Origin of the sequence: Sphingomonas sp. BT-65, assembly GCF_026107375.2 — a bacterium.
Lineage (GTDB): Bacteria > Pseudomonadota > Alphaproteobacteria > Sphingomonadales > Sphingomonadaceae > Sphingomonas.
In genome coordinates this window covers 934,845-959,650 of sequence record NZ_JAPCIA010000001.1, presented here as the reverse complement: position 1 = coordinate 959,650, position 24,806 = coordinate 934,845, and the positions used below count along the sequence as shown (strand labels likewise).

18 protein-coding genes are annotated in these 24,806 nt (G+C 68.3%); 15 read left to right on the top strand and 3 right to left on the bottom strand.

What is annotated here, in order from left to right:
- The first annotated feature begins 233 nt into the window (after window positions 1-233).
- From OK349_RS04630 to OK349_RS04570, 13 genes are all read left to right on the top strand, one after another.
- Window positions 234-923 (top strand): lytic transglycosylase domain-containing protein, encoded by a 690-nt coding sequence (locus tag OK349_RS04630; protein ID WP_265116650.1) that lies wholly within the window; start codon window positions 234-236, stop codon window positions 921-923.
- On the top strand, window positions 920-2,890 hold the full coding sequence (locus tag OK349_RS04625) for a flagellar biosynthesis protein FlhA (RefSeq protein ID WP_265116649.1): 1,971 nt from the start codon (window positions 920-922) through the stop codon (window positions 2,888-2,890). Before OK349_RS04630 ends, OK349_RS04625 begins: the two co-directional genes overlap by 4 nt.
- Window positions 2,891-2,949: 59 nt before the next feature.
- Window positions 2,950-4,749, top strand: a complete 1,800-nt coding sequence (gene sctC, locus OK349_RS04620) for a type III secretion system outer membrane ring subunit SctC (RefSeq protein WP_265116648.1) — start codon at window positions 2,950-2,952, stop codon at window positions 4,747-4,749.
- Entirely contained in the window at window positions 4,746-5,882 is a 1,137-nt protein-coding gene (locus tag OK349_RS04615; RefSeq protein WP_265116647.1) for a hypothetical protein, read from the top strand. The genes sctC and OK349_RS04615 overlap by 4 nt, the downstream gene beginning before the upstream one ends.
- A 34-nt stretch (window positions 5,883-5,916) precedes the next feature.
- Window positions 5,917-6,237 (top strand): hypothetical protein, encoded by a 321-nt coding sequence (locus OK349_RS04610; protein ID WP_265116646.1) that lies wholly within the window; start codon window positions 5,917-5,919, stop codon window positions 6,235-6,237.
- A 5-nt stretch (window positions 6,238-6,242) separates the two neighbouring features.
- Window positions 6,243-6,644: a hypothetical protein gene (locus tag OK349_RS04605; RefSeq protein WP_265116645.1), complete on the top strand. Its 402-nt coding sequence runs from the start codon at window positions 6,243-6,245 to the stop codon at window positions 6,642-6,644.
- 19 nt (window positions 6,645-6,663) lie between these two features.
- Window positions 6,664-7,404 carry a type III secretion system inner membrane ring lipoprotein SctJ gene (sctJ, locus tag OK349_RS04600; protein WP_265116644.1) on the top strand — a complete coding sequence of 247 codons (741 nt, stop codon included), beginning with the start codon at window positions 6,664-6,666 and terminating at the stop codon, window positions 7,402-7,404.
- A complete protein-coding gene (locus OK349_RS04595) occupies window positions 7,401-7,895 on the top strand; it encodes a hypothetical protein (RefSeq protein WP_265116643.1) in 495 nt (164 codons plus the stop codon). The genes sctJ and OK349_RS04595 overlap by 4 nt, the downstream gene beginning before the upstream one ends.
- Complete coding sequence (locus OK349_RS04590) at window positions 7,892-8,497, top strand: FliH/SctL family protein (RefSeq protein WP_265116642.1); 606 nt, start codon at window positions 7,892-7,894, stop codon at window positions 8,495-8,497. The genes OK349_RS04595 and OK349_RS04590 overlap by 4 nt, the downstream gene beginning before the upstream one ends.
- Complete coding sequence (locus OK349_RS04585) at window positions 8,487-9,800, top strand: FliI/YscN family ATPase (protein WP_265116641.1); 1,314 nt, start codon at window positions 8,487-8,489, stop codon at window positions 9,798-9,800. The genes OK349_RS04590 and OK349_RS04585 overlap by 11 nt, the downstream gene beginning before the upstream one ends.
- Window positions 9,801-9,808: 8 nt before the next feature.
- Window positions 9,809-10,264, top strand: coding sequence for a hypothetical protein (locus tag OK349_RS04580; RefSeq protein ID WP_265116640.1), 456 nt, complete (start codon window positions 9,809-9,811; stop codon window positions 10,262-10,264).
- Window positions 10,255-10,839 (top strand): hypothetical protein, encoded by a 585-nt coding sequence (locus tag OK349_RS04575; RefSeq protein WP_265116639.1) that lies wholly within the window; start codon window positions 10,255-10,257, stop codon window positions 10,837-10,839. Before OK349_RS04580 ends, OK349_RS04575 begins: the two co-directional genes overlap by 10 nt.
- Before the next feature lie 224 nt (window positions 10,840-11,063).
- Complete coding sequence (locus tag OK349_RS04570; protein WP_265116638.1) at window positions 11,064-11,411, top strand: UrcA family protein; 348 nt, start codon at window positions 11,064-11,066, stop codon at window positions 11,409-11,411.
- A gap of 4 nt (window positions 11,412-11,415) precedes the next feature.
- Here the strand turns inward: OK349_RS04570 and OK349_RS04565 are convergent, their stop codons facing one another.
- Together OK349_RS04565 and OK349_RS04560 are read right to left on the bottom strand one after the other, a co-directional pair.
- Window positions 11,416-13,914, bottom strand: a complete 2,499-nt coding sequence (locus OK349_RS04565; RefSeq protein ID WP_265116637.1) for a zinc-dependent metalloprotease — start codon at window positions 13,912-13,914, stop codon at window positions 11,416-11,418.
- A gap of 41 nt (window positions 13,915-13,955) precedes the next feature.
- Window positions 13,956-14,606: an Lrp/AsnC family transcriptional regulator gene (locus OK349_RS04560; protein WP_265116636.1), complete on the bottom strand. Its 651-nt coding sequence runs from the start codon at window positions 14,604-14,606 to the stop codon at window positions 13,956-13,958.
- Between the two features lie 147 nt (window positions 14,607-14,753).
- Between OK349_RS04560 and OK349_RS04555 the strand changes: the two genes are divergently transcribed.
- Both OK349_RS04555 and OK349_RS04550 read left to right on the top strand, forming a co-directional pair.
- Complete coding sequence (locus OK349_RS04555; protein ID WP_265116635.1) at window positions 14,754-17,777, top strand: TonB-dependent receptor domain-containing protein; 3,024 nt, start codon at window positions 14,754-14,756, stop codon at window positions 17,775-17,777.
- A 93-nt stretch (window positions 17,778-17,870) separates the two neighbouring features.
- Window positions 17,871-19,463 carry an amidohydrolase gene (locus tag OK349_RS04550; protein ID WP_265116634.1) on the top strand — a complete coding sequence of 531 codons (1,593 nt, stop codon included), beginning with the start codon at window positions 17,871-17,873 and terminating at the stop codon, window positions 19,461-19,463.
- A 60-nt stretch (window positions 19,464-19,523) separates the two neighbouring features.
- On the opposite strand, the gene OK349_RS04545 is transcribed toward OK349_RS04550, so the two are convergent.
- Window positions 19,524-24,767, bottom strand: coding sequence for a hypothetical protein (locus OK349_RS04545; RefSeq protein ID WP_265116633.1), 5,244 nt, complete (start codon window positions 24,765-24,767; stop codon window positions 19,524-19,526).
- Window positions 24,768-24,806: the final 39 nt, after the last annotated feature.

Sequence of the window (24,806 nt, the reverse complement as noted above, 5' to 3'; positions counted from 1 at the left end):
GGCTCGTTTCACCGGCATCTCGTTGCATTTGGCTGATTTCTGCAACATTTGAGCAACATTGGAGGCTTAGTGGCCTCAATCGGGATCAGGCGGTCCAGCGTATCCGGACCTGCCACGTGACACGAATCGGACCGACGCAACGGCGGGCGTGGCCTGCTGGACGGAGGAGCGATATCGTGAAGAAGACGGTAATTATTCATAGTGTGTTCGCAGCCGTTGCTACGGCTGCGGCAATGACTGCAACCAATACTGCTGTCGCAAAAGAAAAGTCGCGCGAATCCTACTTCGTCGACTGCCCGGTCACCAACAACATCCGTGTCGCCGATGCGCGCGCGTCGGAGCGGTTCGAGGCGCTGAGCGGCTGCAACGCACAGATCATCCATATTGCTCCCGCACCGCTTCCCGCCGATCCCGGTGTGGCGCGGATCACGGGCGTCAAGGAAAGCCCGCGCGAGCGCCGTGAGCGCGAGCGCAACAGCGAGGCGATCTCGTCCTATCGCGGCGGCGCGCCGGTGTCGGCCTATGACACGCACATCCTGCGCACAGCCGCCGCCTACAAGGTGGATCCGCTGTTCCTGCACGCGATCATCGCGACCGAGTCGCGCCACAACCCGAAGGCGGTCTCGCGGGTCGGCGCTCGCGGGCTGATGCAGATCATGCCCGGGACAGGCCGCACGCTCGGTGTGGAGCAGGGGGCGCTGTTCGATCCGGCGGTCAACGTCGATGCCGGCGCGCGGCTGCTCAAGCGGTTGCAGAAGCGCTACGGCCGCAATTTCGACCTGATCCTCAGCGCCTATAATGCGGGCGAGGGCGCGGTCGCGAAATACGGCAATCGTATCCCGCCCTATCGCGAGACCCAGAACTACGTGAAGTCGGTCATGGCTCGCTACAACGGTTATCGCGCGGCCACGATCGCACGATGAGCGTCAATTCGATCCTGTCGCGCCTGCCGCCGATGCGGCTGCGCACCGCCGACCTGTTGCTCGCGATCGGCGTGGTCGCGATCGTCGGGCTGCTGATCCTGCCGCTGCCAGCGCTCGCGATCGATTTCCTGGTCGCGATGAACATCACGATCGGCGTGCTGCTGCTGCTGAGCACGCTCTACGTCACTAAGCCGCTCGACTTCTCGACCTTCCCGGCGGTGCTGTTGCTCAGCACGCTGTTCCGCCTCGCGCTGTCGATCGCGACGACACGGATGATCCTGACCGAGGCGCATGCCGGGCATATCGTCCAGCAGTTCGGCGAGATGGTCGCGGGCGGCGAGCTGGTGGTTGGGCTGGTCGTGTTCCTGATCATCACCATCGTCCAGTTCGTGGTCATCTCGAAGGGCGCCGAGCGCGTTGCCGAGGTCGCGGCGCGCTTCAGCCTCGACGCGATGCCGGGCAAGCAGCTGTCGATCGACAGCGACCTGCGCTCCGGCCTGATCACCAAGGACGAGGCGCGCGCGCGGCGGCGCACGCTGGAGAACGAGAGCAAGCTCCATGGCAGCCTCGACGGCGCGATGAAGTTCGTGAAGGGCGACGCCATCGCCTCGATCATCATCGTGCTCGTCAACCTGATCGGTGGGCTCGCGATCGGCATCTTCTCCAAGGGCATGCCGGCGAGCGAGGCGATCGAGACCTATTCGATCCTGACGATCGGCGACGGCCTGGTCGCGCAGATCCCCGCATTGTTCAGCGCGATGGCGGCGGGCCTCCTGGTCACGCGCACCACCGACGAGGAGCAGGAACGCGACCTGGGGCCTGCGATCGCGCGCCAGATGTCGGGCAAACCGCGCGTGCTGTTCATCGCCGCTGGCGTGTCGGTCGTGATGGCGATGATCCCGGGCTTTCCGGTGCTCGTCTTCCTCTCAATCGCGACGCTGCTCGCCGGATCGGGGGCGATGCAGCATCCCGCCTCGCGCGGCTGGATCAACGCCAAGTGGCGGCGGATCGACACCCGCCCCGCGCCGCTGCCCGAGATGATCGAGGCGAAGCCGGCGCCGCTGCGCGTGGTCCGCCCGTTGCTCGTCGAGGTCGCGGCGTCGGGAATGGATACGGCACGCGCGACTGCGCTGACGACGGCGGTCACGGCGATGCTCGAGCGGATGCAGGAGCGCTCCGGCCTCCCGCTGCCCGCCGCCGAGATCGAGCCCAAGGCGGTGGAGTTCGGCGCGGCGGGCAAATGGGCGGTCTATATCCATGACGCGCCGATCGCCGCGGGGGTGCTCGACGACCCCGAGGATCCCGCACGGATCGTGCCTGCGATCGAGACGGCGCTGCGCCGCGAACTCGGTCGTTTCCTTGGGCTCCAGGAAGTCACCGCGCTGCTCAACCGGATCGGCATCGACTACCCCGACGTCGTCAAGGAAGTCGTCCGCGCAGTGCCTGCGGCGCGCATCGCCGAAGTGCTGCGCCTGCTCGCCGAGGAGGAGGTGCCGCTGCGCAACATGCGCGACGTGCTCGAGGCGATTGCCGAAGCCGGTCAGGCCGAACGCAACGCGATCCCGATCGCCGACCTCACGCGCTGCGCGCTGCGCCGCTACCTCTCGCTGCCGCACTGCGTCGAGGGACGCTTCCCGGTGCTGGTCGTGGGCGCGGCGCTCGAGCGCTTCCTGCGCGACAATGTCCGCACCGTCGACGGCGTCGCGCGGCTCGCAATGGAGCCCGACCACGCCCGCACGATGATCGCGATGCTCAAGCGCGAGACCAAGGCGAGCGGCGCGCGCGCGATCCTCACCGCCTTCGAGCTGCGCCGCCCGCTGCGCCGGCTGGTCGGCCCCGACCTGTTCGAGGTGCCGGTCCTCGCCTTCAACGAATTGTCGCCGACCGTGCCGCTCGACGTCGTCGGGCAGCTCGATCGCACCCCGATCGCCATCGAGAAGGAGAACAGCATGGGAGCCGCTGCGTGAGTTTTGGGATGACTCGTTCCTTTGTCCGGTACGGCGCGGCCCTGGCTGTTCTGTCGCTCGTGGCGCCGCCGGCAGTGCTCGCCGCCGACCCGCCCTTTCCAACGCGGTCCGTCAGCCTGACGCCGCGCAACCAGGAGATCGCCGCGTTCGTGCGCGAATTCTTCGGCGCGGCGGGGCTCAGCGTCTCGGTCGACGCGCGGGTCAAGGGCAAGATCAACGGCCGCTTCAGCGGGCGCCCGGCGGACGTCTGGACGCAGGTCGCGCGCGCCTTCAACCTGATCGCTTATTATGACGGCTCGGTCGTTACGGTCTATTCGAGCGACCAGGTCGAGAGCCGCACGGTCGCCGTGCCGCCGGGCCGCGCGAACGAGCTTGCCGCGAGCATCGCCCAGGCGGGGATCGCCGACGCGACCAACCGCGTGCGCCCGAGCGGCCAGGCGACTGTGCTCGCGACCGGGGTGCCCAAGTTCCTCGACCAGGTGCAGCAGCTTGCAGGCGCGATGCCTTCCGGCACCTATGGCATGCGTCCCGACACGGCGCAGATCCAGCCGGCGCGGTCGGTACAGGGGCCAGCCTATATCGAGCCCTATGAGCTGCGGGTCTTCTACCTGCGCTATGCTCGCGCCGACGACACCAAGCTGGTGGCGGGCGGACGCGAGCTGACCATCCCCGGCGTTGGCACCTCGCTCAGCCGGATCATGGGTGACGGCTCGGCGGTCGCGGGCACGATCAATACGACCTATGGCGGGCGCACGCTGCGGCAGAGCCAGCCGCGGCTCGGCGGGCGCGGGCTCAACGCGATCCCGCCCGACGCGTCGCAGCAGTCGCAGCTCCAGCCCTATGACGACGAATATCTCGGGCTCCCGGCGATGAGCGCGGTGCCTGTCGTCTCGGCACGCGAGCTGCCGCCGCAGGGCGGGCCGCGCATCGCGATCGACCCGTCGCTCAACGCGATCATCGTGCGCGACCGGCCGGAGAACATGCCGGCCTATGAGGGGCTGGTCCGCGCGCTCGACATCGCGCCGCAGATCGTCGAGCTCGAGGCGACGATCATCGACCTCAACATCGACAAATTGCGCGAGCTTGGGATCAACTGGCGCTTCCGCAGCCAGGGCTTCGACGCGTTGTTCGGGGGCAATATCCTGCGTCCGTCGGGCAATCCGGCAGACGATCTCAGCCGCCTCGGCGCGGTCAATCAGGGGTTGTCGCTGGGCGGGGTGATCGGCGCCAATCGCGAGTTCATCGGGCGCATCAACGCGCTGGAGGAGAAGGGCGCGGCGAAGATCGTGTCGCGGCCGCAGATCGTGACGCTGTCCAACGTCGAGGCGGTGTTCGACCGCACGCGCACCTTCTACGTCCGTGTGCGCGGCGACCGGCAGGTCGATCTGTTCAACGTCGCCGCGGGCACCGTGCTGCGCGTCAATCCGCACGTGCTGGTCGATAATGGCGTGGCGCGCATCCGCATGGTCGTGGGCGTCGAGGACGGCACGATTCTCGACAGCGAGGTCGACGACATCCCGGTGGTCGAGCGCGCCAGCGTCAACACCCAGGCGATGATCAACGAGGGCGAGGGGCTGCTGCTCGGTGGCCTCACCGTAAATTCGTCTTTCGATGCCGAATCGAGGATTCCGTTGCTCGGCGACATTCCGGTGCTTGGCGAGCTGTTCAAGTCGCGCTCGCGCAGCCGCCGCCAGACCGAGCGGCTGTTTCTGATCACGCCGCGCATCATCCGGCTGGACCAGGCGCGGGCGGGCGGTGCTGCGGCGGCGGCCGTGGGGAACGAAGTGACCGCGAGATTGCCTGCGCCGGGGGCGGCGCAGGCGGCAACGGGGGGACCTGCAGGAGGACCAACCCCATGACCGAACATCGCGAGACGCCGATCGACATCGCCCCCGTACTCCGCATCGTCGGCGGGCGGCTCGCGGGCAAGGAATATCCGCTGGCCACGGGGCGGCGCGTATGCATCGGCCATGGTCTCGCGAACGACGTCGTGCTGCGCGGCGCGGGTACGCGTGACGGCGCGGTCGAGCTGCGGCTGGGCGACGGCGCGGCGCAGCTGCGGGTGCTGTCGGGCACGGTCGAGCTGCTCGGCCGCTCGTTGGGCGAGGGGGAGGAGGCGGTGCTGCCGCCTTATCTGCCCTTCCGTTTCGGCGAGCATCTCGTCGCCTATGGCGAGCGCGCCTCGACGCGCTGGGAGGACGCCGCGAGCGTCGCGATCAGCCCATGCGCGACGCCGGTCAACCCGCTGCCGGCGCCGCGGCTGCAGGACCGAGTCGAGCTGATGGGGCGGACCTATCTGACGCGGATCACCGAGCGGGTCAGCGTCCTCCAGGTCGCGGTAGGCACCGCCGCGATCGTCCTGCTCGTCGCGGCGGCGGGGCCGACCAGCTCGCTGATCGAGCAGCAGTTCGGCGGCGCGCGCGCGCTCGAACGGATGTATGACGAGGCCGGCTATCGCTCGGTCGACGTGGCCGAGAATCCGGCGGGCGGGCTGATCGTCGCGGGCACGGTCGAGAGCGAGGGCGACCTGATCCGCACCCGCGCGATCGCCGATCAGATGACCGGCCCGGTGATCGTCGACGTGACCTCCACCGCCGCGCTCGCCAGCGCGGCGACCGATATCCTCTCGGCGCAAGGCATCGACGCGCAGGCGACCCCCGCGGGGCTCGGCGGCGTAACCATCGCCGCGCCCTATCTTCCCGCCGACCGGCAGGACGCGCTGCGCGCGATCCTGACGCGCGACCTGCCCGCGCTCAAGCGCGTCCGCTTCCGGGTGGACGACAGGCGCGGCGGCAATGCGCTGCAAAGCCTGTTCGCCAACAGCGGCACCGGCCTCGCCACGGTGGTCGAGGACCCGGGCCATATCGTGACCGCCGACGGATCGCGCTGGTTTCCCGGCTCGATCCTGCCGACCGGCCATCGCCTCGTCTCGATCGAGCCGGGCCGCGTGCGTTTCGAAAAGGGGGGGCGTGTCGAGGAACTGAAATTGTGACCAGCCCAAAGGCCAGAATGAAGGAGTGCGTAACATGACGACGATCGACAACACCCCGGTCAACACCGACCTGAACACGCTGGCGGCGAGCCCGCTGACCAGCCAGCGCATGAACCGCAATGCGCCCGGCAACTGGTTCGAGGCGTTTGCTGCCGCCTGGGGCAATGCGCTCGACCGCCAAGCCTCACAGATCGAACAGCGTTCGGACATCATGTCGAACGAGGGCGGCGACACCCCGTCGGCGATCACCCAGCTTACCGCCGAGTCGATGAAGATGAGCTTCCTCTCGCAGAGCTCGCACACCTCGCTCGACAGCGTCTCCAAGGCGCTCGAGACGATGGCGCGCAAGAGCTGATCGCGATGTCGATCGAAGCCATTGCGGCGCAAGCCGCTGCGCCTGCCGCCGACGCGGTGCGCGTGTTCGAGCTCGCGCCCGCCATGCCGCAGCAGGTCGGGCCCGAGGCGGCCGGCCGGTTCGACAGCGCGCTTGCCGCCGCCGAGACCCAGCGTGTCGGCTCCGGCACCGACGTGCCGCCGGCGGTGAAGGGCCTGCTCGACACGCTCGACAAGGTGAACCTCGAAGCGAAGAGCGTGTCCGAGTATGCGCGGACCGCCGAGTCTTCGGGCTCGGAGCTGACTCCGGGCGAGATCGTCGAGCTGACGATGCGCTGCCAGGAGTTCATGTTCCACTGCCAGCTCACCTCGAACATCGCCAACCGCAGCTCGGACGGCATCCAGCAACTGTTCCGGCAGCAGAGCTGATGCGCCCAGGGAGTAGGTCATGACGAGCTTCAGGCGCGCGCTGCTTGCCGCGGTCCTCGCGGCCGCGACGCTCACGGCGTGCAGCGAGCAAGAGGTCTATGGCAAGCTCAAGGAGCAGCAGGCGAACGAGATGATCGCAGCGCTGCGCAACGCCAACATCAGCGCGCGCAAGGAGGCGGGCGGCGAAGGTGAGTGGAGCGTGACGGTGAGCCCCGACCAGTTCAGCCGGGCGGTCGAGGTGCTCAAGGCGAGCGGGCTGCCGCGCGAGGAGTTCCAGTCGCTCGGCGACATCTTCGCCAAGAAGGGGTTCGTATCGTCGCCGGTCGAGGAGCGCGCGCGCTTGATCTACGGCCTGTCGCAGGAGCTGAGCCAGACGGTCAGCTCGATCGATGGTGTCGCCGAGGCGCGCGTCCACCTGGCTATTCCGCAGACCGATCCGCTGTCCAAGGAGACCAAGCCGTCCTCGGCCTCGGTATTCGTCAAATACCGGCCGGGGTTCGACGTGCGCAGCCAGACCGGGGCGATCAAGAGCCTGGTGACCAACGCGATCGAGGGGCTTGAATATGACAAGGTCTCGGTCGTGATGGTCGCGAGCCAGACAGCGCCGTCGGCGCCGGAGATGACGGTCGCGCGGTTCGACACCCCGTTGACGCGCGTTTTGCTGGTACTCGTGGCGCTCGCCTGGCCGGTGTGGCTGCTGCTGCGGCGCCGGCGGCGTCGGCCCGCGGGCGTCCCCGCCAAGGCGGAGCATGGCGGATGAGTGCGCGTGGCGCCCGGCTGCGGCTCGCCGAGATCGCGCATGCCGCAGAAGCGGCTGGGATGGCGGCAACGCGCGCGGGCCGGTTCGCGGCGCGGACCGAACACCGTCCGGCGGCGCGGGTGCCGCTCGCCGAGCTGCGACGCTGGCCGGCCTGGCCCGGGCTTGAGGGGGGCGAGATCGAGCGCTTCTGGCGCATCGCCGCGTTGGTAGCTGCGCGTGACGCGCTGCCCGAAATGATCGATGGCGCTGCGTTGCGCGCCTATGCCGAGCCGGTCGGCGAAGCGGCGCTGGAAGCGGTGCTCGACCTCCCTCCGGGCGGTGCCGCGCCGCTCGCGCCCGCCGCCAAGCTCACACAGCAGGGCCGGCAGGTCACCGAACGGGCATTGCCGCACGCCCTCGCCGCGGCGATGGGACTCGCCTCGGCAGCCGACGCCGAAGCCGCCGGGCAGATCGCGCTGGCGGAGCGCATCGCCCGAAGGACGCGCGCATGAGCTATCATCTGCTCTACAGCGACAGCCATTCGCTCCTCGCGAGCGACACGCCGGTGGTGAAGGCGCGCGATCGCCAGCCGCTGGCCGATGCCATGGCGCTGCTCGAGCGGCTTCGCGCCGAAGCGGTCCGGCGCGCGAGCGCGGCCGCGGCGGTGGAGACGCAAGCGCGCGAGCGCGGCTATCGCGAGGGATTCGAAGCTGGGCGGCGCGAGTTCGTCGACGCGGTCGCGCGCCTCTCGGCCCAGGCAGAGGCCCATCGCCGGTTCGAGGAGGAGGAGATCGCCTCGCTCGCACTCGCCGCGTTGCGCCAGATCGCGGGCGAGCTCGGCGATGCGGCGATGATGCAGGGCGTGGCGCTGCGCGCTGCGCGCGCCGTGGTGCCGCAGGGACCGGTGACGGTGGAGGTCGCGCCGGCGCTCGCGCCCGAGGTCGAAGCCGGACTCGCGACGATCGAGGGCGACGCGGCGATCACGGTGCGCGCCGATCCGCTGCTCGGCGAGCGGCAATGCCGCATCACCGGGCCCGACAGCCGGATCATCGCCGACCTCGACCATCAACTCGATGAGCTCGCCGGCCGCTGGGGGACCGCGCATGTCGATTGAGGAACGGGTCAGTGATCTCGTCCGCCAGCTCGGCGAGGCCCCGGCCTTCGAACAGCGCGGGCGCGTGCGCGGCGCGGTCGGCACCTCGATCCGCGTCAGCGGCATCTCGGCGCGGATCGGTCAGACCTGCGCGATGCTCGGCCCCGCGGGTGACACGGTGATGATGGCCGAAGTCGTCGGCATCGCCGATGGCGAGGCGTTGCTCGCTCCGCTCGGCGACCTGCGCGGCCTGTCCAACGAGACCGAGGTCGTGGTGCGCGTCGGCGAGGACCGGGTGCCGGTCGGCGAAAGCCTGCTCGGCCGCATCGTCGATGCGCGCCTCCAGCCAATCGACGGCGGCCCGCCGATCCGCGCCGACACTTACCGCCCGCTCTATGGCGAGGCGCCGAACCCGATGCAGCGCGAACGCATCGAGCGGCAGGTCGAAACGGGGATTCGCGCGATCGACGGCGTGCTGCCGCTCGGCCGCGGCCAGCGCGTCGGCGTGTTCGCCGCGGCGGGCGGGGGTAAGTCGACTTTGCTCGCGACGCTCGCGCGCCAGGCCGAGGCGGACGCGATCGTCATCGCGCTAATCGGCGAGCGCGGCCGTGAGGTGCGCGAGTTCGTCGAGGACAATCTCGGCGAGGCGGGGCTCGCGCGCTCGGTCGTGGTGGTCGCGACCTCCGACCGGCCCGCGCTCGAACGCGCGCGCGCCGCGCATGCCGCCACGGCGGTTGCCGAAGGGTTGCGCGCCGAGGGCAAGCATGTGCTGCTGCTGATGGATTCGGTCACGCGCTTCTCGCGCGCGCTGCGCGAGATCGGGCTGGCGACCGGCGAGCCGCCGGTGCGCCGCGGCTTTCCGCCATCGGTCTTCGCCGAGCTGCCGCGCCTGTTCGAGCGCACCGGCACCGATGTGTGCGGCGCGATCACCGGCATCTACACCGTGCTGCTCGAGGACGAGGAGGACGATCCGATCGGCGAGGAGGTGCGCTCGCTGCTCGACGGCCATATCTACCTCTCGCGCAAGCTCGCCGCGCGCGGCCATTATCCCGCGATCGATATCCTCGCGAGCCAGAGCCGGTTGATGAACCAGCTCACCGAACACGCCCAGCAGAGTGCGGCGACCGCGCTGCGCACGCATCTCGCCAAGCTCGACGAGATCGAGATCCTGCTCCAGGTCGGCGACTACAAGCCAGGCCAGGACGCCGCCGCCGACCGCGCGCTGACGCAGCGCGAGGCGCTCGACGCGTTCCTGCGCCAGCCGCTCGACGAGCGGATCGGCTTTCCCGTGACCCTGGCGCTGTTGAGAGGGTTCGACTCATGACCGCCCGAATGAACCAGATGGAGCAATTGCAGCAGCTGCGCGACCGCGATGTCGAGCGCTGCGCGCGCGCGACCGCCGAGGCGGTTGCCCGCGCCGAGCGCGAGGCCGCGGCGGTCGAGCGCGCCGCGCGCCGCGAGCGCAGCGCGCGGGAGCGGCTCGCACAGGCCGTCCGCGATCGCGCGCTGCGGCCCGCGGACGAATTCGTGCGGAGCTTCGTCGAGGCGTGCGAGGCCGCGTACGCCGAAGCGCAGCAGCTCGTCGCCAGCGCGCGCCAGGCGCTGGCCGAGGCGCAGCAACGGCTGCGTGAGACACGTCGGCGCTGGCTGCGTGCTAAGGCCCGCCAGGATGCACTTGCCGCGCTGGTTCAGCGGATGCGCAGCGCCGATCGGCGCGCTCGCGACCGGCGCTTATCGGACGAGGCCAATGAGCGCACGGCAGCAGCAGGGAGGGTGGCATGGGCGTGACTCCGTCGAGCGGCGAGGCGCAGTCCACGCGCGCCACGCCGGCGCGTGAAGGCGCTGCCACGCCGAAATCCGAAACCCGCTCCAAGTTCGAAGAGGCGATGCGCCGGATGCGCGACGGCGAGGCGCCGGATCCTGGCCTGGCCAGCCGCGAAGGGCTGATGCCGTTCGAGCTGCCGTTCGTGCAGCGATTCTCGAAGGATGGCGGCGGCGATCAGGGGGCGGGTGATCATGCGCACGGAACGGTCGCCTCAAGCTCGACTCAGGCCATCGTCGCACCGGCCGGCGGCGCGGTAGCCGCCAGCAGTCCGGCTGAAATCGCTTCGAGCCATCATGAGTTTGCGAACCGGATCAGCCTGCCGGCCCAGGCCACGAGTTCCGAGTCTCAGCTGACCATGACCGATCAGCGCTGGATCGCTTCTCATGCCGTCGTGCGCCGCGACGACGCCGGCGGGCTGTCGGTCGAGGTTCAGACTCGCTCGGACTCGGATGCCGATCAGCAGCAGCGGGAGGCGCTGCGCTCGCGCCTCGAAGCGCGTGGTCACCGCGTCAGCTCGATTGAGATCAGCCGATCCTGATCGAAGCGATGTCCGCGACGCTCGGTCAAGCTTGAGGGACTGTTGCGATCGACTGGTTTCATGCGAGCTTCGCCAGCACCGGAAAAATCCGATGCGAGCCGGTTGGCCTCGCCGGAGGTGCAAGCGGGCAGCTGCTCACCTCCGACAGCACCCTTGGAATTGCCCTGCGCATGCCCCATTTAGTGGCGGCCGTCCGTTAGAGGCGGAGCAGGAAAGGAACGAGGATGGTTAGGCTGTTGGTCTCCCCGGCGATCGTCGGGGTGGTGTGTTGTGCGCTGGCCCCGGCGGCGGCGGCGCGGACGGGTGAAATCGGAACCGACATGACGGTGACCGGCGCGATGCGCGGGGTCACGCGGACGCAAATCGTATCGCTCGCCGGTCTCGACCTGCGCCGCGACGCGCATGTCGCGCGCGCCGACAGCCGCCTGCGCTTCGCCTCGAAGCAAGTCTGCGACACGAGCGCGACGCAGGGTCTCTACCAGAAGCGCGATTACGGCCTGTGCTTCGATCAAGCGCTGACCAGCGCCCGCAGCGACCTCGATCGCCACGTGGCGCTGGCGCGCGGCGGCTGACGGCTCAGCCGAGCGGCGGCCCGGGGGGCATCGGGAAGCGCGAGCGCGGCCCCTTGCCCCAGTCGGGCGCCAGCTTCTTGGGCGCATTGGCCGCGGGATCGTCGAGATAGGCGGCGATGCGCCGCGCGCTCTGGCGATGGAAGGCTGCGGTCACCGGGTCGGCATCGCTCCGGCGCCCGATGCTCGTGCCAAGCTTCGCCAGGGTCTCGAGGATGAACGCGCGCACCTCGGGCGAGGCGGCGTCGCTCGCGCCCAGCGCCATCATCGCGTCGAGCGCGACGCCCTGGCTCACCCGGCGCAGTGCCCGGGCCGACGCATTGCCGTCGCGCGGCGCATCCCAGGTGCGCGCCAGCGCCGCATCGACCATCTGCGGCAGCGTCAGCGTGTCCGGCTTGCGCGCTTCGAGCGCGAGCATGCGGTTCGCACGTGCCGCGTCGAACATCGGTTCGAACACCAAGGCGGCGAGGATGCGCGCGGCCTTGAGCTGATCGAACGCGGCATCGTCGGACAGATCCTCCAGATTGCTCCCCGGATCGGGCGTCAGCTGCGCCAGCAGGCTCTCGGGCAGCGTCATGTTGGCCGGCTCGACCGCGTCGAGCAGCAGGCCGAGCGCGTCGCGCTGCACCTCGCCCGGGATGAACTCGGTCGGCGGGACCGTATCGCCCTTGACGACGATGTTCTGGTAGAGCCCGCCGACATATTTGAGCGCGCTCTCGATCGCGTAGCGGTGGTGGAGATAGACCATCCACAGCCGCGCATCGCGCAACGCGCCCACCGGCTCGCCCGGCGTCAGCGCGCTCTGGCCATAGCCCGCCAGCATGATCCGCCGCGCCGCCATCGCCTCGCGCAGATTCTCCCCCGGCGTCGCGCGATCGTCGTACCAGGTCCAGCGCGGATCGGTGTCGGGGACGTAGAGCAGACCCTGGCCGCGCATGTCGGCGATCACCCCCTCGAGCCCCGCTTTCTCGGCCGCGGGAGCGAAGGGCGTATAGGCATAGCGCACCATCATCGTGTCATAGGCGCCGATCCCCTTCATGAAGGATTCGGACAGGTCGAGCCTGCCGTCCGTCACCTTCACGCGCGGCGTGGGATACTCCATCACCGAGGCGCGGTCGTTCAGGCTCGACGCGAAATTGTGGCCGAAGCCCAGCGAGTGGCCATATTCGTGCGCCATCAACAGCGCCTGGCGCAGCAGCGCCATGTCGCGCTGTCCCGCCGGCATGCCGGCCAGCGCGCCTTCGGTCAGCAGGCCGGGATCGGCCACCGTCACGCCCGCGCCATCGCCGGGCAGCCCCGCATGATAGGCGTCCCAGTAATTGCCGATCGTGCGGATGCGGTGGGTGTCCATCCGCACCTTGGCGCCCAGGATCTCGCCGGTGCGCGGATCGCGATAGGTGCCGCCCGAGGAGAAGCCGCGCTCGTCGCGATTGATCCACAGGATATAGGCGTAGCGGATGTCCATCGGGTCCATGTCGGCCGGCGCGTCGATCGCCTCGATCGCGTTGCTGAAACCGGCCGCCTCGAACGACTTGTTCCACCACAGCAGGCCCTGCTTCATCGCCGTGCGGATCGGCGTCGGGATCGCCGGGTCGAAATAGACGCGGATCGGCTTGACCGGATCGCTCATCGCCGCCGCGGGGTTCTTCTTCTCCAGCCGCCAGCGCGTGACCCACGAAACGTCGGTGCGTTCGCTGAACGGCTTCGAATAGTCGCGGAAGCGCAGCTCGCTCACCCCGATGCGCGGGTCCGCTTCGCGCGGGACATAGCCGGTCGGGGGCCGGAGGAAGCTGTGGTGGACGCGCAACGTCAGCGCGCGGGGATCGGGCGCTACGTTGCGCACCAGCGCGCCGGGCGTGTCCGCGGCGAAGGTGACGATCGTCTCGACCTCGCTATTCTCGGGAAAGGCCTTGATCCGTGGCGCGAAGAAGGTGCTGCGCGCGGGATCGAGCTTGAAATTGCCCTGGTTGGTGCGGCGCAGCGTCCCCTCGATATTGGCGGCGTCGCGCATGAACAGCGCGGTCGCGTCGACCGTCACCTTGCCGCCCGCGCTCGATTCGATCGGCAGGCTGGCGAGGACCGAGGTCGGGAAGGAATCGGCGACGCCCTGCGCGGTCGCCGCATTGCCGGTCGCGCGATAGCCGGTGTTCGTCTCGACCACGAGCACGCGATTGCCGGCGCGCTGGAAGCGGATCACCGCGGTCTCCATGATGCCGCGGTCGAACGGCAGCTCGACCGATCCGCCCCCGGTCGCCGCCGAGACGTAATAGAGCACGTCCGTGTCGAACGCCGGAACCTGCAGCAGCAACTTGCCGCGCGCCGTGTCCCAGCTGAGCGGGATATAGCCGTCGGCCAGCACCGGCGGGGCCGCCTGCGCCGGCGCTGCCTTCACCGTGTGCGGAAGCAGCATGCCTGCCGCCACCGCGAGCGAAATGGATGCGGCGCCCAGCAGCGTCCGCGCAACGGAACGCCGCAGGACGGGCCTGCGCGAGTCGATCTTGGTCATCACTTTCCCCGACAGATGGGGGACGCGACGCTCGCTTGTCGCTAACGGCGCGGCCCGGTTGCACCTGCCTTTCCCCGTTCGAAGATGACCGGCACGTTCGAACGGCGGGCAACCTCCCGCAACACGAAGCTGCTCCGGATCCGCGACACGTGCGGAAGATTGGACAGCTCTTCTCGATAGATCTTGTCGTACTCGTCCAGCGAACTGACGTGGATCAGGATCATGAAGTCGGTGTCGCCCGACACGAACCCGCAGAACGAGACCGAGGGGCATTTGACCACCTCGCGCTCGAACTCGACGAGGATGTTCTCCGCCTGCGAGCCCAGCTCGACCATCACCACCACGGTGCCGGCGAAGCCCAGCGCCTTGAGCGAGAGCCGGGCGGAATAGCCCTCGATCACGCCCGTCTCCTCGAGCATGCGCCGCCGCCGCGCCACGGCGGTGCTCGACAGGTTGATCATCTCGCCCAACGCGACGTCGGAGATTCGGCCGTCTTCCGACAGCGCTTTCAGGATTCGATAATCGATCGCGTCAAGCGACTCAGGTTCGATATTCATCACCTGAATGCATAAATGCGCAGAAAATTGAATCAAGACCCTTGTGTATGGCGTGATTTTAGTCACTATCGTCCTGGCGAATCTGTTAGGCTTCATGCCGATCACAGATCGCCGAATGGCCGCGCCGGCAATCATGCCGGAAGATGGCCGGATATTTCCGCAGAGACCCGAACGAACCAGAACAGTTCAAGGAAGAGGATCCTGGCTGGCCCTATCAAACTAGATTTGGGGGCTAACGTGGGTTCAGAAAAAAACGAGTTTCAGGGCGGAAATACCGGAACATTGCGCGCGCAGCTGCTGGGCAGCGCAGTCATTCTCGCCGTTTCACTGATTGCCGGGACGGCGCACGCCCAGACCGAACCGGTCGAGACGGTGGAGACGGTCGAGCCGGAACAGACGACCGAGGCCGATCCGGCCGGTCCCGAGATCACCGTCACCGGATCGCGCATCGTCCGCGACGGCTATGACGCGCCGACCCCGGTCAGCGTGATCAGCACCAAGGAGCTGAAGGCCGAAGCGCCCGCCAATATCTCCGACTTCGTCAACACGCTGCCGGCGGTGCGCGGATCGGGCACGGCGGCGAGCACCAACGGATCGCTGTCGAACGGCGCCGCCGGCATCAACAGCGTCAACCTGCGCAACCTCGGCGCGAACCGCACGCTGGTGCTGTTCGACGGGCAGCGCTCGGTCGCATCGACCACCACCGGGTCGGTCGACGTCAACACCTTCCCGCAGGCGCTGATCCAGCGCGTCGAGGTGGTGACGGGCGGCGCATCCTCGGCCTATGGCTCGGACGCGGTCTCGGGCGTCGTCAACTTCATCCTCGACAAGACCTTCACCGGCTTCAAGACCGAGTATGAATATGGCGTCACCACCTATGGCGACGGACCCAATCACAAATTCTCCGCAACGGGCGGCAAGAGCTTCGCCGACGGCAAGGGCCATATCCTGTTGTCGGGCGAATATTTCACCCAGAAGGGCATCCAGTCGATCGACCGTGACTGGAACGAGAGCGGCTTCTTCCTCGCCAACAATCCCGCCTACAGCGCGGCCGCCTGTACCGATGCCTCGACTGCGACGCCGTGCGTCAACGAATATCTGATCGCCTCGAACATCGGCACGGGGCAGTTCACACCAGGCGGCCTGGTCTACGGGGCCTTCACCAACGCCATGGGCACCCCGGCGACGCGCCCGAGCAGCACTGCGCTCGCGGCGGTTCGCGGCAACTATTTCGGAATGATCAACCCCGCGACGGGCAAGGCGACGGTCAACCAGCTGTTGTTCGGGGCGACCAGCGGCCAGTGGATGGTCGGCGGGGATCGCTTGATCACCACGGAAGGCCATGCAGGCAGTGCGACACTGCTCCCCAGCGAAAAGCGCGTCAGCGGCTTTGGCCGGATAAGCTACGAATTCTCGCCCGCAATCGAGCTGTTCGCGCAAGCGTCGATCAGCCACTATAATGGCCAGAGCTACTATCAGCAGACGCCGACCACGGGCGTGCGGATCGAGCGTGACAACGCCTTTCTGCCTGATTCGGTGCGTACCGCCATGATCGCCAATGGCCTGACGGCGCTGGAGATCGGCACCAGCAACATCTTCCTGCCGCCGCAGGGCAGCGACAACAGCCGCCAGGTCCAGCGCTATGTCGTCGGGGGCAGCGGCGAGTTCGCGACCGGCGGGATCCGGTGGCAATGGGACGGCTATTACCAGCTCGGCAAGACCGACACGGTCGAGCGGCTGACCAATGCCTGGCACAACCAGCGCATGGCCAATGCGACCGACGCGGTGGTCGCCGCGGCCGGAAATCCGGGGGGCTATGCGGCGGGCTCGATCGTCTGCCGCATCAACGTCGACGCGAGCGCGGCCAATGACGACCGCGCCTGTGTTCCGCTCAACCGCATCGGCACCAACGGCGCCTCGCCCGAGGCGATCCAATATGTGCTCTACGACGGCCTGCAGCCGCTGCGCCGCCAGCATTTGAAGCAGCAGGTCGCGGCGCTGAGCTTCTCCACCAACAACCTGTTCCGCCTGCCTGCGGGACCGGTCAGCCTCGCCTTTGGCGGCGAGTGGCGCAAGGAGGAGGTGACCGGCACCGTCGATGCGCTGTTCCGCCCGATCGTCTCCAACGGCGTCACCACCGGTACGTGGATCTACGGCAATTATCTGCCGACCACGGGCGACTATACGGTGAAGGAGGGCTTCGTCGAGACGATCATCCCGATCTTCAAGGGGATGGACTTCAACGGCGCCGCGCGGCTGACCGACTATTCGACCTCGGGCAGCGTGGTGACGTGGAAGGCGGGCCTGACCTGGCAGGTGATCGAGGACATCAAGTTCCGCGGCACGATCTCGCGCGACATCCGCGCGCCCAATTTGTCCGAGCTGTTCGCGCCCGGCACCGGCCGCACCAACACGGTCAACGTGCCCCAGCCGAACGGCACCGTCGCGGCGAACCAGTTCAACGAATCGACGGTGGGCAATCCCGATCTCGTGCCCGAAGAGGCGCTGACCTATGGCGCGGGCGTGGTGCTGACGCCGACGTTCCTGCCGGGCTTCGCCCTGTCGGTGGACTATTACAAGATCGACCTCACCGGCGCGATCGACTCGCTCGCCGCGCAGACGCTGGTCGACCAATGCTATCTGCAGGGCATCACGGCGGCCTGCTCGGCGATCTCGACCACCGGCGGGCGCGGCGTGACCACGCCGGGGCTCCCGGTCACCAGCATCGAGATCAAGCCGACCAACTTCGTCAGCGTGAAGACCAGCGGCATCGACCTCGAGGCGAGCTACCGGCGCGAGATCGGGCCGGGCAATTTCGCGCTGCGCGCGCTGGTCAGCCGCGCGTTCGAGCTCAAGACCGAGAACGGCGTCACGCTGGCGACCGATTCCGCGGGGCAGAACACCGGCGGCCTGCCCGACTGGACCTATCGCTTCTCCGCGGGCTACGACATGGACAGCGGCTTCTCGGTGCAGGGGATCGCGCGCGGCGTCTCGGGCGGCGTGTACAACAACAACTACATCGTGTGCACGACCGATTGTCCGGCATCGACCGCGGACCGGCGGACGGTGAACACCAACTCGATCCCGGGCGCCTTTTTCTTCGACCTCAACTTCAACTACCGGTTCGAGGTGAAGAACGCGAAGGCCGAGGTGTTCCTGGCGATCCGCAACATCACCGATCGCGATCCGGTGCTGGTCGGCAACGGCCCCACCGGCAACAACACGCCCGCCTATCCGCAGACCAACCGCGCGCTCTACGACGTGCTCGGTCGCGTGTTCCGCATGGGGTTCAGACTCGCAATCTGAACTTCCCCTCCACGGGAGGCGCACCCCTAGCGCCTCCCGTGGTTCTGTCCCTAGTCATTGCTTCAAGACCATCATTCGATCCGGGAGAAGGCCATGTCCAAACTCGTCATGAAGTCGCTCGTTGCCGCGTTGCTCGTCACCACGCCGATGTCGGGCGCGCACGCCAAGGCATCCGGCGCGCTCAAGAAGGAAGTCGCCGCGGGCGTCGACGCCCGCGCCAAGCTCGTCCAGGAGATGGTCGATTCGGTGTTCAGCTTCCAGGAGCCGGGGTTCCAGGAATTCCAGACGATGGAATATCTGACCGCGATCCTCGAGAAGAACGGGTTCACGATCGAGAAGGGGGTGGCCGGCATCCCCACCGCCTGGACCGCGACGTGGAGCAATGGCGAGGGGCCGGTCGTGGCGCTCGGCTCGGACGTGGACGGGCTGCTCGGCCTGTCGCAGATGCCCGGCCTTCCCCAGATCAAGCCGATCGTTCCCGGTGCGCCGGGCCATGGCGAGGGGCATAATTCGGGCATGCCGCTGATCATCGCCGCGGCGCTCGCCACCAAGGACACGATGACCAAGCACAACATCAAGGGCAAGCTGATGCTGTGGCCCGGCGTCGCCGAGGAACTGCTCGCGACCAAGGCCTATTATGTCCGCGCCGGGCTGTTCAAGGACGTCGACGTCTCGATCTTCACCCATGTCGCCTCGAGCTTCGGCACGGGCTGGGGGGATTCGGGCAACAACGGCATGGTCTCGGTCGAGTATAACTTCAAAGGCCGTACCAGCCATGCCGCGGGCGCGCCCTGGGCTGGCCTCAGCGCGCTCGACGGGGTCGAGGTGATGAACATCGCCTGGAACATGCGCCGCGAGCATCTCCCGCTCACCCAGCGCTCGCATTATGTGATCACCAATGGCGGCGGCCAGCCGAACATCGTGCCGGGCGAAGCGACCGTCTGGTATTATTTCCGCGAGCAGACCTTCGACAAGATCCGCAACCTGTTCGAGACCGGCAACGAGATTTCGGAGGCCGCGGCCAAGGCGACCGGCACCACCGTCACCCGTCGCATCCTGGGCTATGCCGCGCCCAACCATTCCAACCGCCCGCTGGCCGAGGCGGCGCAGGCCAATATCGAGCTGGTCGGCATGCCCAAATGGAGCGCGGACGACCAGGCCTTCACCAAGGCGGTGCAGGAGGGGCTGAAGTTCAAGGTCGAACCGCTCAAGGACAAGGTCGAGCCGTTGTCGACCCCGGCCAATCGCGACCGCTCGTTCGGCGGGGGATCGGACGATATCGGCGACATCATGTGGACCGTGCCGACGATCACGATCCGCTTCCCGTCGAACATTCCCAGCATGATCGGCCACAACGTCACCGCGGCGATCGCGATGGCGACGCCGGTCGCGCACAAGGGCGCGGTGGCGGGCGCCAAGGCGGTGGCGATGACCGTGCTCGACGCGATGACCACGCCCAAGCTGGTTGCCGACGCCAAGGCCTATTTCCGCGACGTCCAGACCAAGGACCAGAAATATGATCCGGTCCTGACCGCTGCCGATCAGCCGGCGATCCATCTCAACAAGGAACTGATGGAGCGCATCCGGCCCGAGCTCACCAAATATTATTACGACCCGGCCAAGTACCCGAGCTATCTCGACCAGCTCGGCGTCAAGTATCCGACGCTCGCTCCGGTCAAGGAGTAGCATTCCATAGCACCTTGCTCCCGGCCCACTCAGAAGGGCCGGGACGCTTGGTGAGCAGTATCAGAATGCGATCCGCATGCCCGCTCTCGCGCCGGCGCCGCGATAGTCGCCGCCATAGCGGATCGTCGCCTCGATGAAGCCCGATGCCCGCCGGCCCGCGACTTCGAAGCCGAGCTTGCCGGCGCCATAATCGGGGAAGCGGCCGTCCTTCGCGTCCACCGTCACGGTGCCGGTCGTGAAGGACAGCGCGGCCGTTTCGCCCAGCGCCTTCACATAGTCCGCCTCGGCGTAGAGCTTCATTGTGGCACGCCGCGCCGGATGAAGGCTGGCGATACGCAGGCCGGCTGTCCCGCGGCCGCCGTCCCAAGCGTCGAACCGGGTAAGGGCGGACAAGGCCAGCGGATCGATCGCGACACGCTGGTACGAGAGGCTGACGCGCGGTTCGGCATGGAAGCGCGCCGATCCCAGGCGCATTCCCGCCTCGATCCGGGCGCCGAAGGCGCTGCCGCTGGTTTCGGCCTTTCCGTCCAGCGAGGGCAGCGACAGATCAATCGCATAATGATCATATTTGGCGATCGCGCTGGCGTGGAAGCGTCCCGTGCGCAGCGCTGCATAGGCGCCGCCGTTCCACGCATCATATTGCGCGCGGTCGGCGCTGCCATCGAATGTCAGGCTCGAATTGCCATAGCCCGCGGTGACGCCGAGGGTGAGGGCGCCACCGCCCGCGCCGTAGCCGAACTGGGTCGAGAATGAGTCCTGCTGGTATCCGAGATCGACGGCCTGGCTGAAGCCGAAGCTGTCGAAGCGGCGTGTCTGATCCCGCCGGCTCACATTGCCGCCAGCCGCCATCCAGAAGCCGCCGCCTTGCCCGGAGGCAAGATGCGCGGCGATCGTCTCGTTCGAATCGAGCCACGCCGATCGTGCGCCTTCGCTGACCTTGAGCAGCCGGTATGCGGCGGCGGACGGCGCGGTCACGAGCCGGACGCTGCCCGCGCCGGCGTCGAAGGCGAGACCGGTGGCGAAGAAGCCGGGGCCGGACGGCGTGTCGAGCCGGAATGCGTCCGGCTGCGTACCCGCGCCCGCACTGACCAGCACGATGCCGGACTGGAATGCCGTAGGGGCGTCGAGCGGGTTGATCACGATCCGCGTCGATCCGGTCGCCGCGCCCGCGATCGTCAGCCGGTCGGCAGCCGGCGTCCCGCCGAAGCGCACGTCGAGCGCGGCGGCGCTGTCGCCGCTGCCCGCGAAGCTCCCTGAGATCGCCAGCGTGTCGCCAGCCGCGCCGCTGCGCAAGTCGATTACCCCGCTATTGGTGAAGCCGTTCAGGCCGGCGATCGATCGCGCCACCGGCGCTGGCGCGAGCGCGCGCAGGCCAATGCCCGCGTCCCCTGACGCCGTCAGCGAGAGGGTGCCGCGGTTCACCAGTATGTCGTCGCCGTCGCCGAAATCGAGATCGCCCGCCAGCACCAGGTCGCTGTCATTCTCCAGCCGGTCGTTGCCGGCGCCGAGCTGCACCGCGGTCAGCCGCATGACACCGGCATTGACGACGTGATCTCCGGCATCGGTGAGGAGGATCGACCCGTCGATGCCGCCGCCGTTCCAGATCGTCGCTGCGCCACCGCTGGCACGGATCGCGGCGCCAAGGCCGGCGGCGATGGCGCCGTGGTTGACAAGAGTCACGCCTTCCCCGGTCGACAGCGCGAACGCGTCATTCGCCCCCCAGATGCTGCCGTCCTGCGCCACCTCAATCTCCGCGGCGCCTGCCACGGTCAGGCGGATCGCGTCGGCGTTCGCCCCGGATGCCGCGACCGTTCCCAGATGAAGCATCGCATCGCCCCCGGCCGAGCCGAAAACGCCATGGGACTGCGCGCCCTGCGTCGCGAGATTCCCGGCGACGATCGCGAGGTCGCCCGAGGTCGACGCGCGAATCGCAGCCGCCTGGTCACCAGCGGTCGAGATCCGCCCGGCCGCTACGTCGATTCCGCCATCGGCCACGAGCCAGAGCCCCGTCGCGCGATTGCCGGTCGTGGTGACGCTGCCCAGATCGGCATCGATCTCGCCGGAGGTCGTGATCCAGAGGCCCGCGGACTGCGCGCCGCCGGTCTCGATCGAACCGATATTGGCCGCGACCCGCCCCTTGGAGCTGATATGGACGCCGTCCGAGAACAGGTCGCTTGTAGCGACCCGCTCCAGATCGACCAGAACGTCTGCGTCCGACCCGGTGAGGCTGGCTCCGTTGGAGAAGGCGCCCTCGGTCACGATCTCGCTCTGCCGGAGCCTGACCTCACCGGTCTCGGCCGTCATCGTCACCCCCGCGGCGCTCAAGCCTCGTGTATGGACGGAGCCAGCGCCGGTGAGCGACGCGGTTCCGGTGGCATGGACGAAGACCGCGGATCGCGTATCCGCAAAGGTATTGACGCTTCCGTCATTCTCCACGCTGGCGATGCCGGGAAAGGAACCGCCCCCGGCAAAGACGTGGACCGCGGAATCGCCGCCCATCGGCAGAACATAGTCGTTGATGGTGCCGCTGATGCCAACATACGCGTCGGCTCCGTCCACGACGATGGACGGGGCGAAGTCGCCGGCGATTTCCATGTCGTTCACCGACACGCTCGCCAGGCCCGCGGCCCTGACGAAGATGCCGCCGGCCATTTGGGTCTGGTAGAGCCCGGTGACCGCGATCGACGCGTTGCCTGTGCGGCTGTGTATCGTGGTCGAATTGATCGCATATCCCTCCACCATGACGTCGTTCACCGTCAGATCGATGTCGCCGATGAGCGTCGTGATGATGGCGAAGCCGGCGAGCGGTCCCTCGTCCGAGAGGAGGCTCGATACGTTATTGAGCCTGGCGACGAGGCTGCCGTTCCCGCCCGCGCTGAATCCGTACCCGAAATAGCCCGACGTGACGATGTTTCCGGTCATCTCCACGGTCGTTACGCTGTCGGACGAGAGATTCTCCACGGCGACCGCTGTGGACCTGGCGCCCGTCGCGATGACATCGCCCGCGATGGTCAGGTGCGCATCCTGCTGGGCCTGGACGGCGATGCCGAATCCATTCTCGCCGGTGCTCGCGATCGTGCCGGTGCTGTGCAGGGCGACATTGGCGCCCGAGGCATAGATGCCGACCGAGCCGGCGCCGTCGGCCTGCGCCGAGCCGACCGTGAGGTCGAGGTCGAGGTTCGCTGCGCTCGCATAGATGCCGATGGAGCCCGGACCATGAACCTCGGGCCGGCCGGCGCGGATCGTCGCCCGTCCGGTATCGTCGGTGACGAGGGCGACGCCATGGGAGTTTGCGCCAAAGCTGGTGAACGATCCCAGCGTGATGTCGTAATTGCCCGTTCCGCCGATGTTGCGGACGATATGGACGCCGCTGCTGAGGTCGCCGGCGGTGACGATCCGGTCCGCCGCGACCGTGGCGTCCAGCGCCTGTCCGCCCGCCAGGCTGACGCCGTAGCTGCGCGTGCCCGACGTCCACACCTCACCCAGCGATGCACGGATGGCCGCGTCATCGCCGCTGGTTGCCAGCAGCGCGCCGATGGCCTGATCGCCTCCGGTCAAGATCCAGTCCGCCTGGAGATCGATGTCACCCGCGGTTTGCACATGGATTCCGGTCGAGCCCGCCCCCCATGTCTCGAGCGCTTCGACACCGATACTCACGGCGCCGCCGCCCAGGCTCACCGCCTCGATTCCGATCGAAGCGTCGCCCGTCGTGCGCACCTCGCCGATGTCGATCGCGATGGCGTTGAGGGCCCTTGTCATGATCGCCGCGCTGTTCGCGCCATGCGTGACGAAGCTCCCGGCGCCGCCGATGGCAGCCGAATCGTCCGCCAGGATGACCAGGCCGGCATTGTTGTCGCCGCGCGCGGCGATGCGCCCGTTGTTGGTCACCAGCACATTGCCGCCGGTCCCCGCGGCGCCGGCGATGCCGACCGCGACGACCGCTCCGGCATAGCTCCCCTCGATCGCATCGCCGCGCGAGGTGGCGGTTCCGTTCACCGTCACCTCGACTGCGCTTCCCAGCGCGACGATCGCGGTCGCGCTATTCCCCGTGGCGACGGCGTCCTGGACCTCGGCCCGGGCCAAGCCATCGGGGGCGATGGTCATCACGGCGGTGCCGAACTCGCCATCGACGCGCGCGTTTCCGGTGACGACCGCCGATGCGTTCCCATAGGTGCTGAGCGCCGCTACCGCCGTGGAAAAGGCGCCGTTCGCACGCGCCTCGTCGAGCCTGACCCAGGCGTCGCCATAGGTGGAAGACGCCGACGCCCCCTGCGAGCTGGCTCCGGTTGCGATCACCCGCGCGAGGTCGATCGCCGCATCGCCCTGCGTGCTGGAGACGATGGCGCCGCTGGCGAGATCGCCATCGACCCGGATCTCGCCGCTGCCGGTGAGGCTGGCGCCGGCCTCGCCATGGATGTCCACGCCGTTCGAGCCATGGCCGAACGTGCGGATGCGGCCGTCCAGCACCACCGCCGCGTCGCCGGTCGTGCCGCGTAGCCAGACGCCGTGGGAAATGTCCCCCTCGGTCCGCACCGTGCCGCTGATCAAGGCCGAGACCGATTGGCCGCGGGCGGCGAGGCCGTCCGACCCGGTACCCAGCGTGCGCACATCGCCCGCTTCGATCCGCACGCTGCCCAGGGGGCTGCTACCGCCGATTGCCGTGCTGGCGTGCCCGTCGGTGCGGACCGTGCCCGAAGCGACGATCGACACGTCGCCGCCGTTCGCCGCCTGGGCATAAATCCCCCATGACTGATCGCCGCGGGTGCGCACCGCGCTCGCTTCGATCGAAATGTCGCTGCCCGCGGTGGAGCGGGCGAAGATGCCGTCGCTGCCTAGTCCATGGGTAACGATCCTCGGCGCCACGATGTCGATATGGCCGCCTTCGGTGAGGATCTGGATGCCCGCCTGCTGCAGCCCCCGCGTCCGCACGCTGCTGCCTTCGGCGGCGCGCAGGGTGACCGCGGCATCGCCATAGCCGGTCAGGTCCACCGCAGCCGGGATCGGCCGGGCCTCACCGGGGCGTACCGCGACATCGGCGTCGAGCGAGACCATCAGGCCGATCGGCCGTCCCTCGGCATCGACCGAGGTTTCATAGGCGATGCCGCGCCGATAGGGATTGCCGGCCCCGGTGCACTGCACCGAGCCGTCGTCCGCGACCGCGCCGCATGCTTCGACGGCCTGGGCCTGGGCACGTTCGGATGCCAGCATGCAGGCGAGCGCGGCCGCCATCGCAGTGGTCCCCGCAAGCTTGGGCGCACGATGGCGCCGCCCGAAACGGGCGTTCGTCGAATTCAGTCCGGTCACGTAATTCCCCCTGCGGCGGCTCGGCGGCGTCTCCGCGAG

Coding starts and splice junctions, on each gene's coding strand:
- OK349_RS04630 (WP_265116650.1), top strand. CDS start 234: ATGACTGCAACCAATACTGCTGTCGCAAAAGAAAAGTCGCGCGAATCC.
- OK349_RS04550 (WP_265116634.1), top strand. CDS start 17,871: ATGTCCAAACTCGTCATGAAGTCGCTCGTTGCCGCGTTGCTCGTCACC.
- OK349_RS04575 (WP_265116639.1), top strand. CDS start 10,255: ATGGGCGTGACTCCGTCGAGCGGCGAGGCGCAGTCCACGCGCGCCACG.
- OK349_RS04615 (WP_265116647.1), top strand. CDS start 4,746: ATGACCGAACATCGCGAGACGCCGATCGACATCGCCCCCGTACTCCGC.
- OK349_RS04580 (WP_265116640.1), top strand. CDS start 9,809: ATGAACCAGATGGAGCAATTGCAGCAGCTGCGCGACCGCGATGTCGAG.
- sctJ (WP_265116644.1), top strand. CDS start 6,664: ATGACGAGCTTCAGGCGCGCGCTGCTTGCCGCGGTCCTCGCGGCCGCG.
- OK349_RS04585 (WP_265116641.1), top strand. CDS start 8,487: ATGTCGATTGAGGAACGGGTCAGTGATCTCGTCCGCCAGCTCGGCGAG.
- OK349_RS04590 (WP_265116642.1), top strand. CDS start 7,892: ATGAGCTATCATCTGCTCTACAGCGACAGCCATTCGCTCCTCGCGAGC.
- OK349_RS04605 (WP_265116645.1), top strand. CDS start 6,243: ATGTCGATCGAAGCCATTGCGGCGCAAGCCGCTGCGCCTGCCGCCGAC.
- OK349_RS04625 (WP_265116649.1), top strand. CDS start 920: ATGAGCGTCAATTCGATCCTGTCGCGCCTGCCGCCGATGCGGCTGCGC.
- OK349_RS04560 (WP_265116636.1), bottom strand. CDS start 14,606: ATGATTGCCGGCGCGGCCATTCGGCGATCTGTGATCGGCATGAAGCCT.
- OK349_RS04570 (WP_265116638.1), top strand. CDS start 11,064: ATGGTTAGGCTGTTGGTCTCCCCGGCGATCGTCGGGGTGGTGTGTTGT.
- OK349_RS04595 (WP_265116643.1), top strand. CDS start 7,401: ATGAGTGCGCGTGGCGCCCGGCTGCGGCTCGCCGAGATCGCGCATGCC.
- OK349_RS04610 (WP_265116646.1), top strand. CDS start 5,917: ATGACGACGATCGACAACACCCCGGTCAACACCGACCTGAACACGCTG.
- OK349_RS04565 (WP_265116637.1), bottom strand. CDS start 13,914: ATGACCAAGATCGACTCGCGCAGGCCCGTCCTGCGGCGTTCCGTTGCG.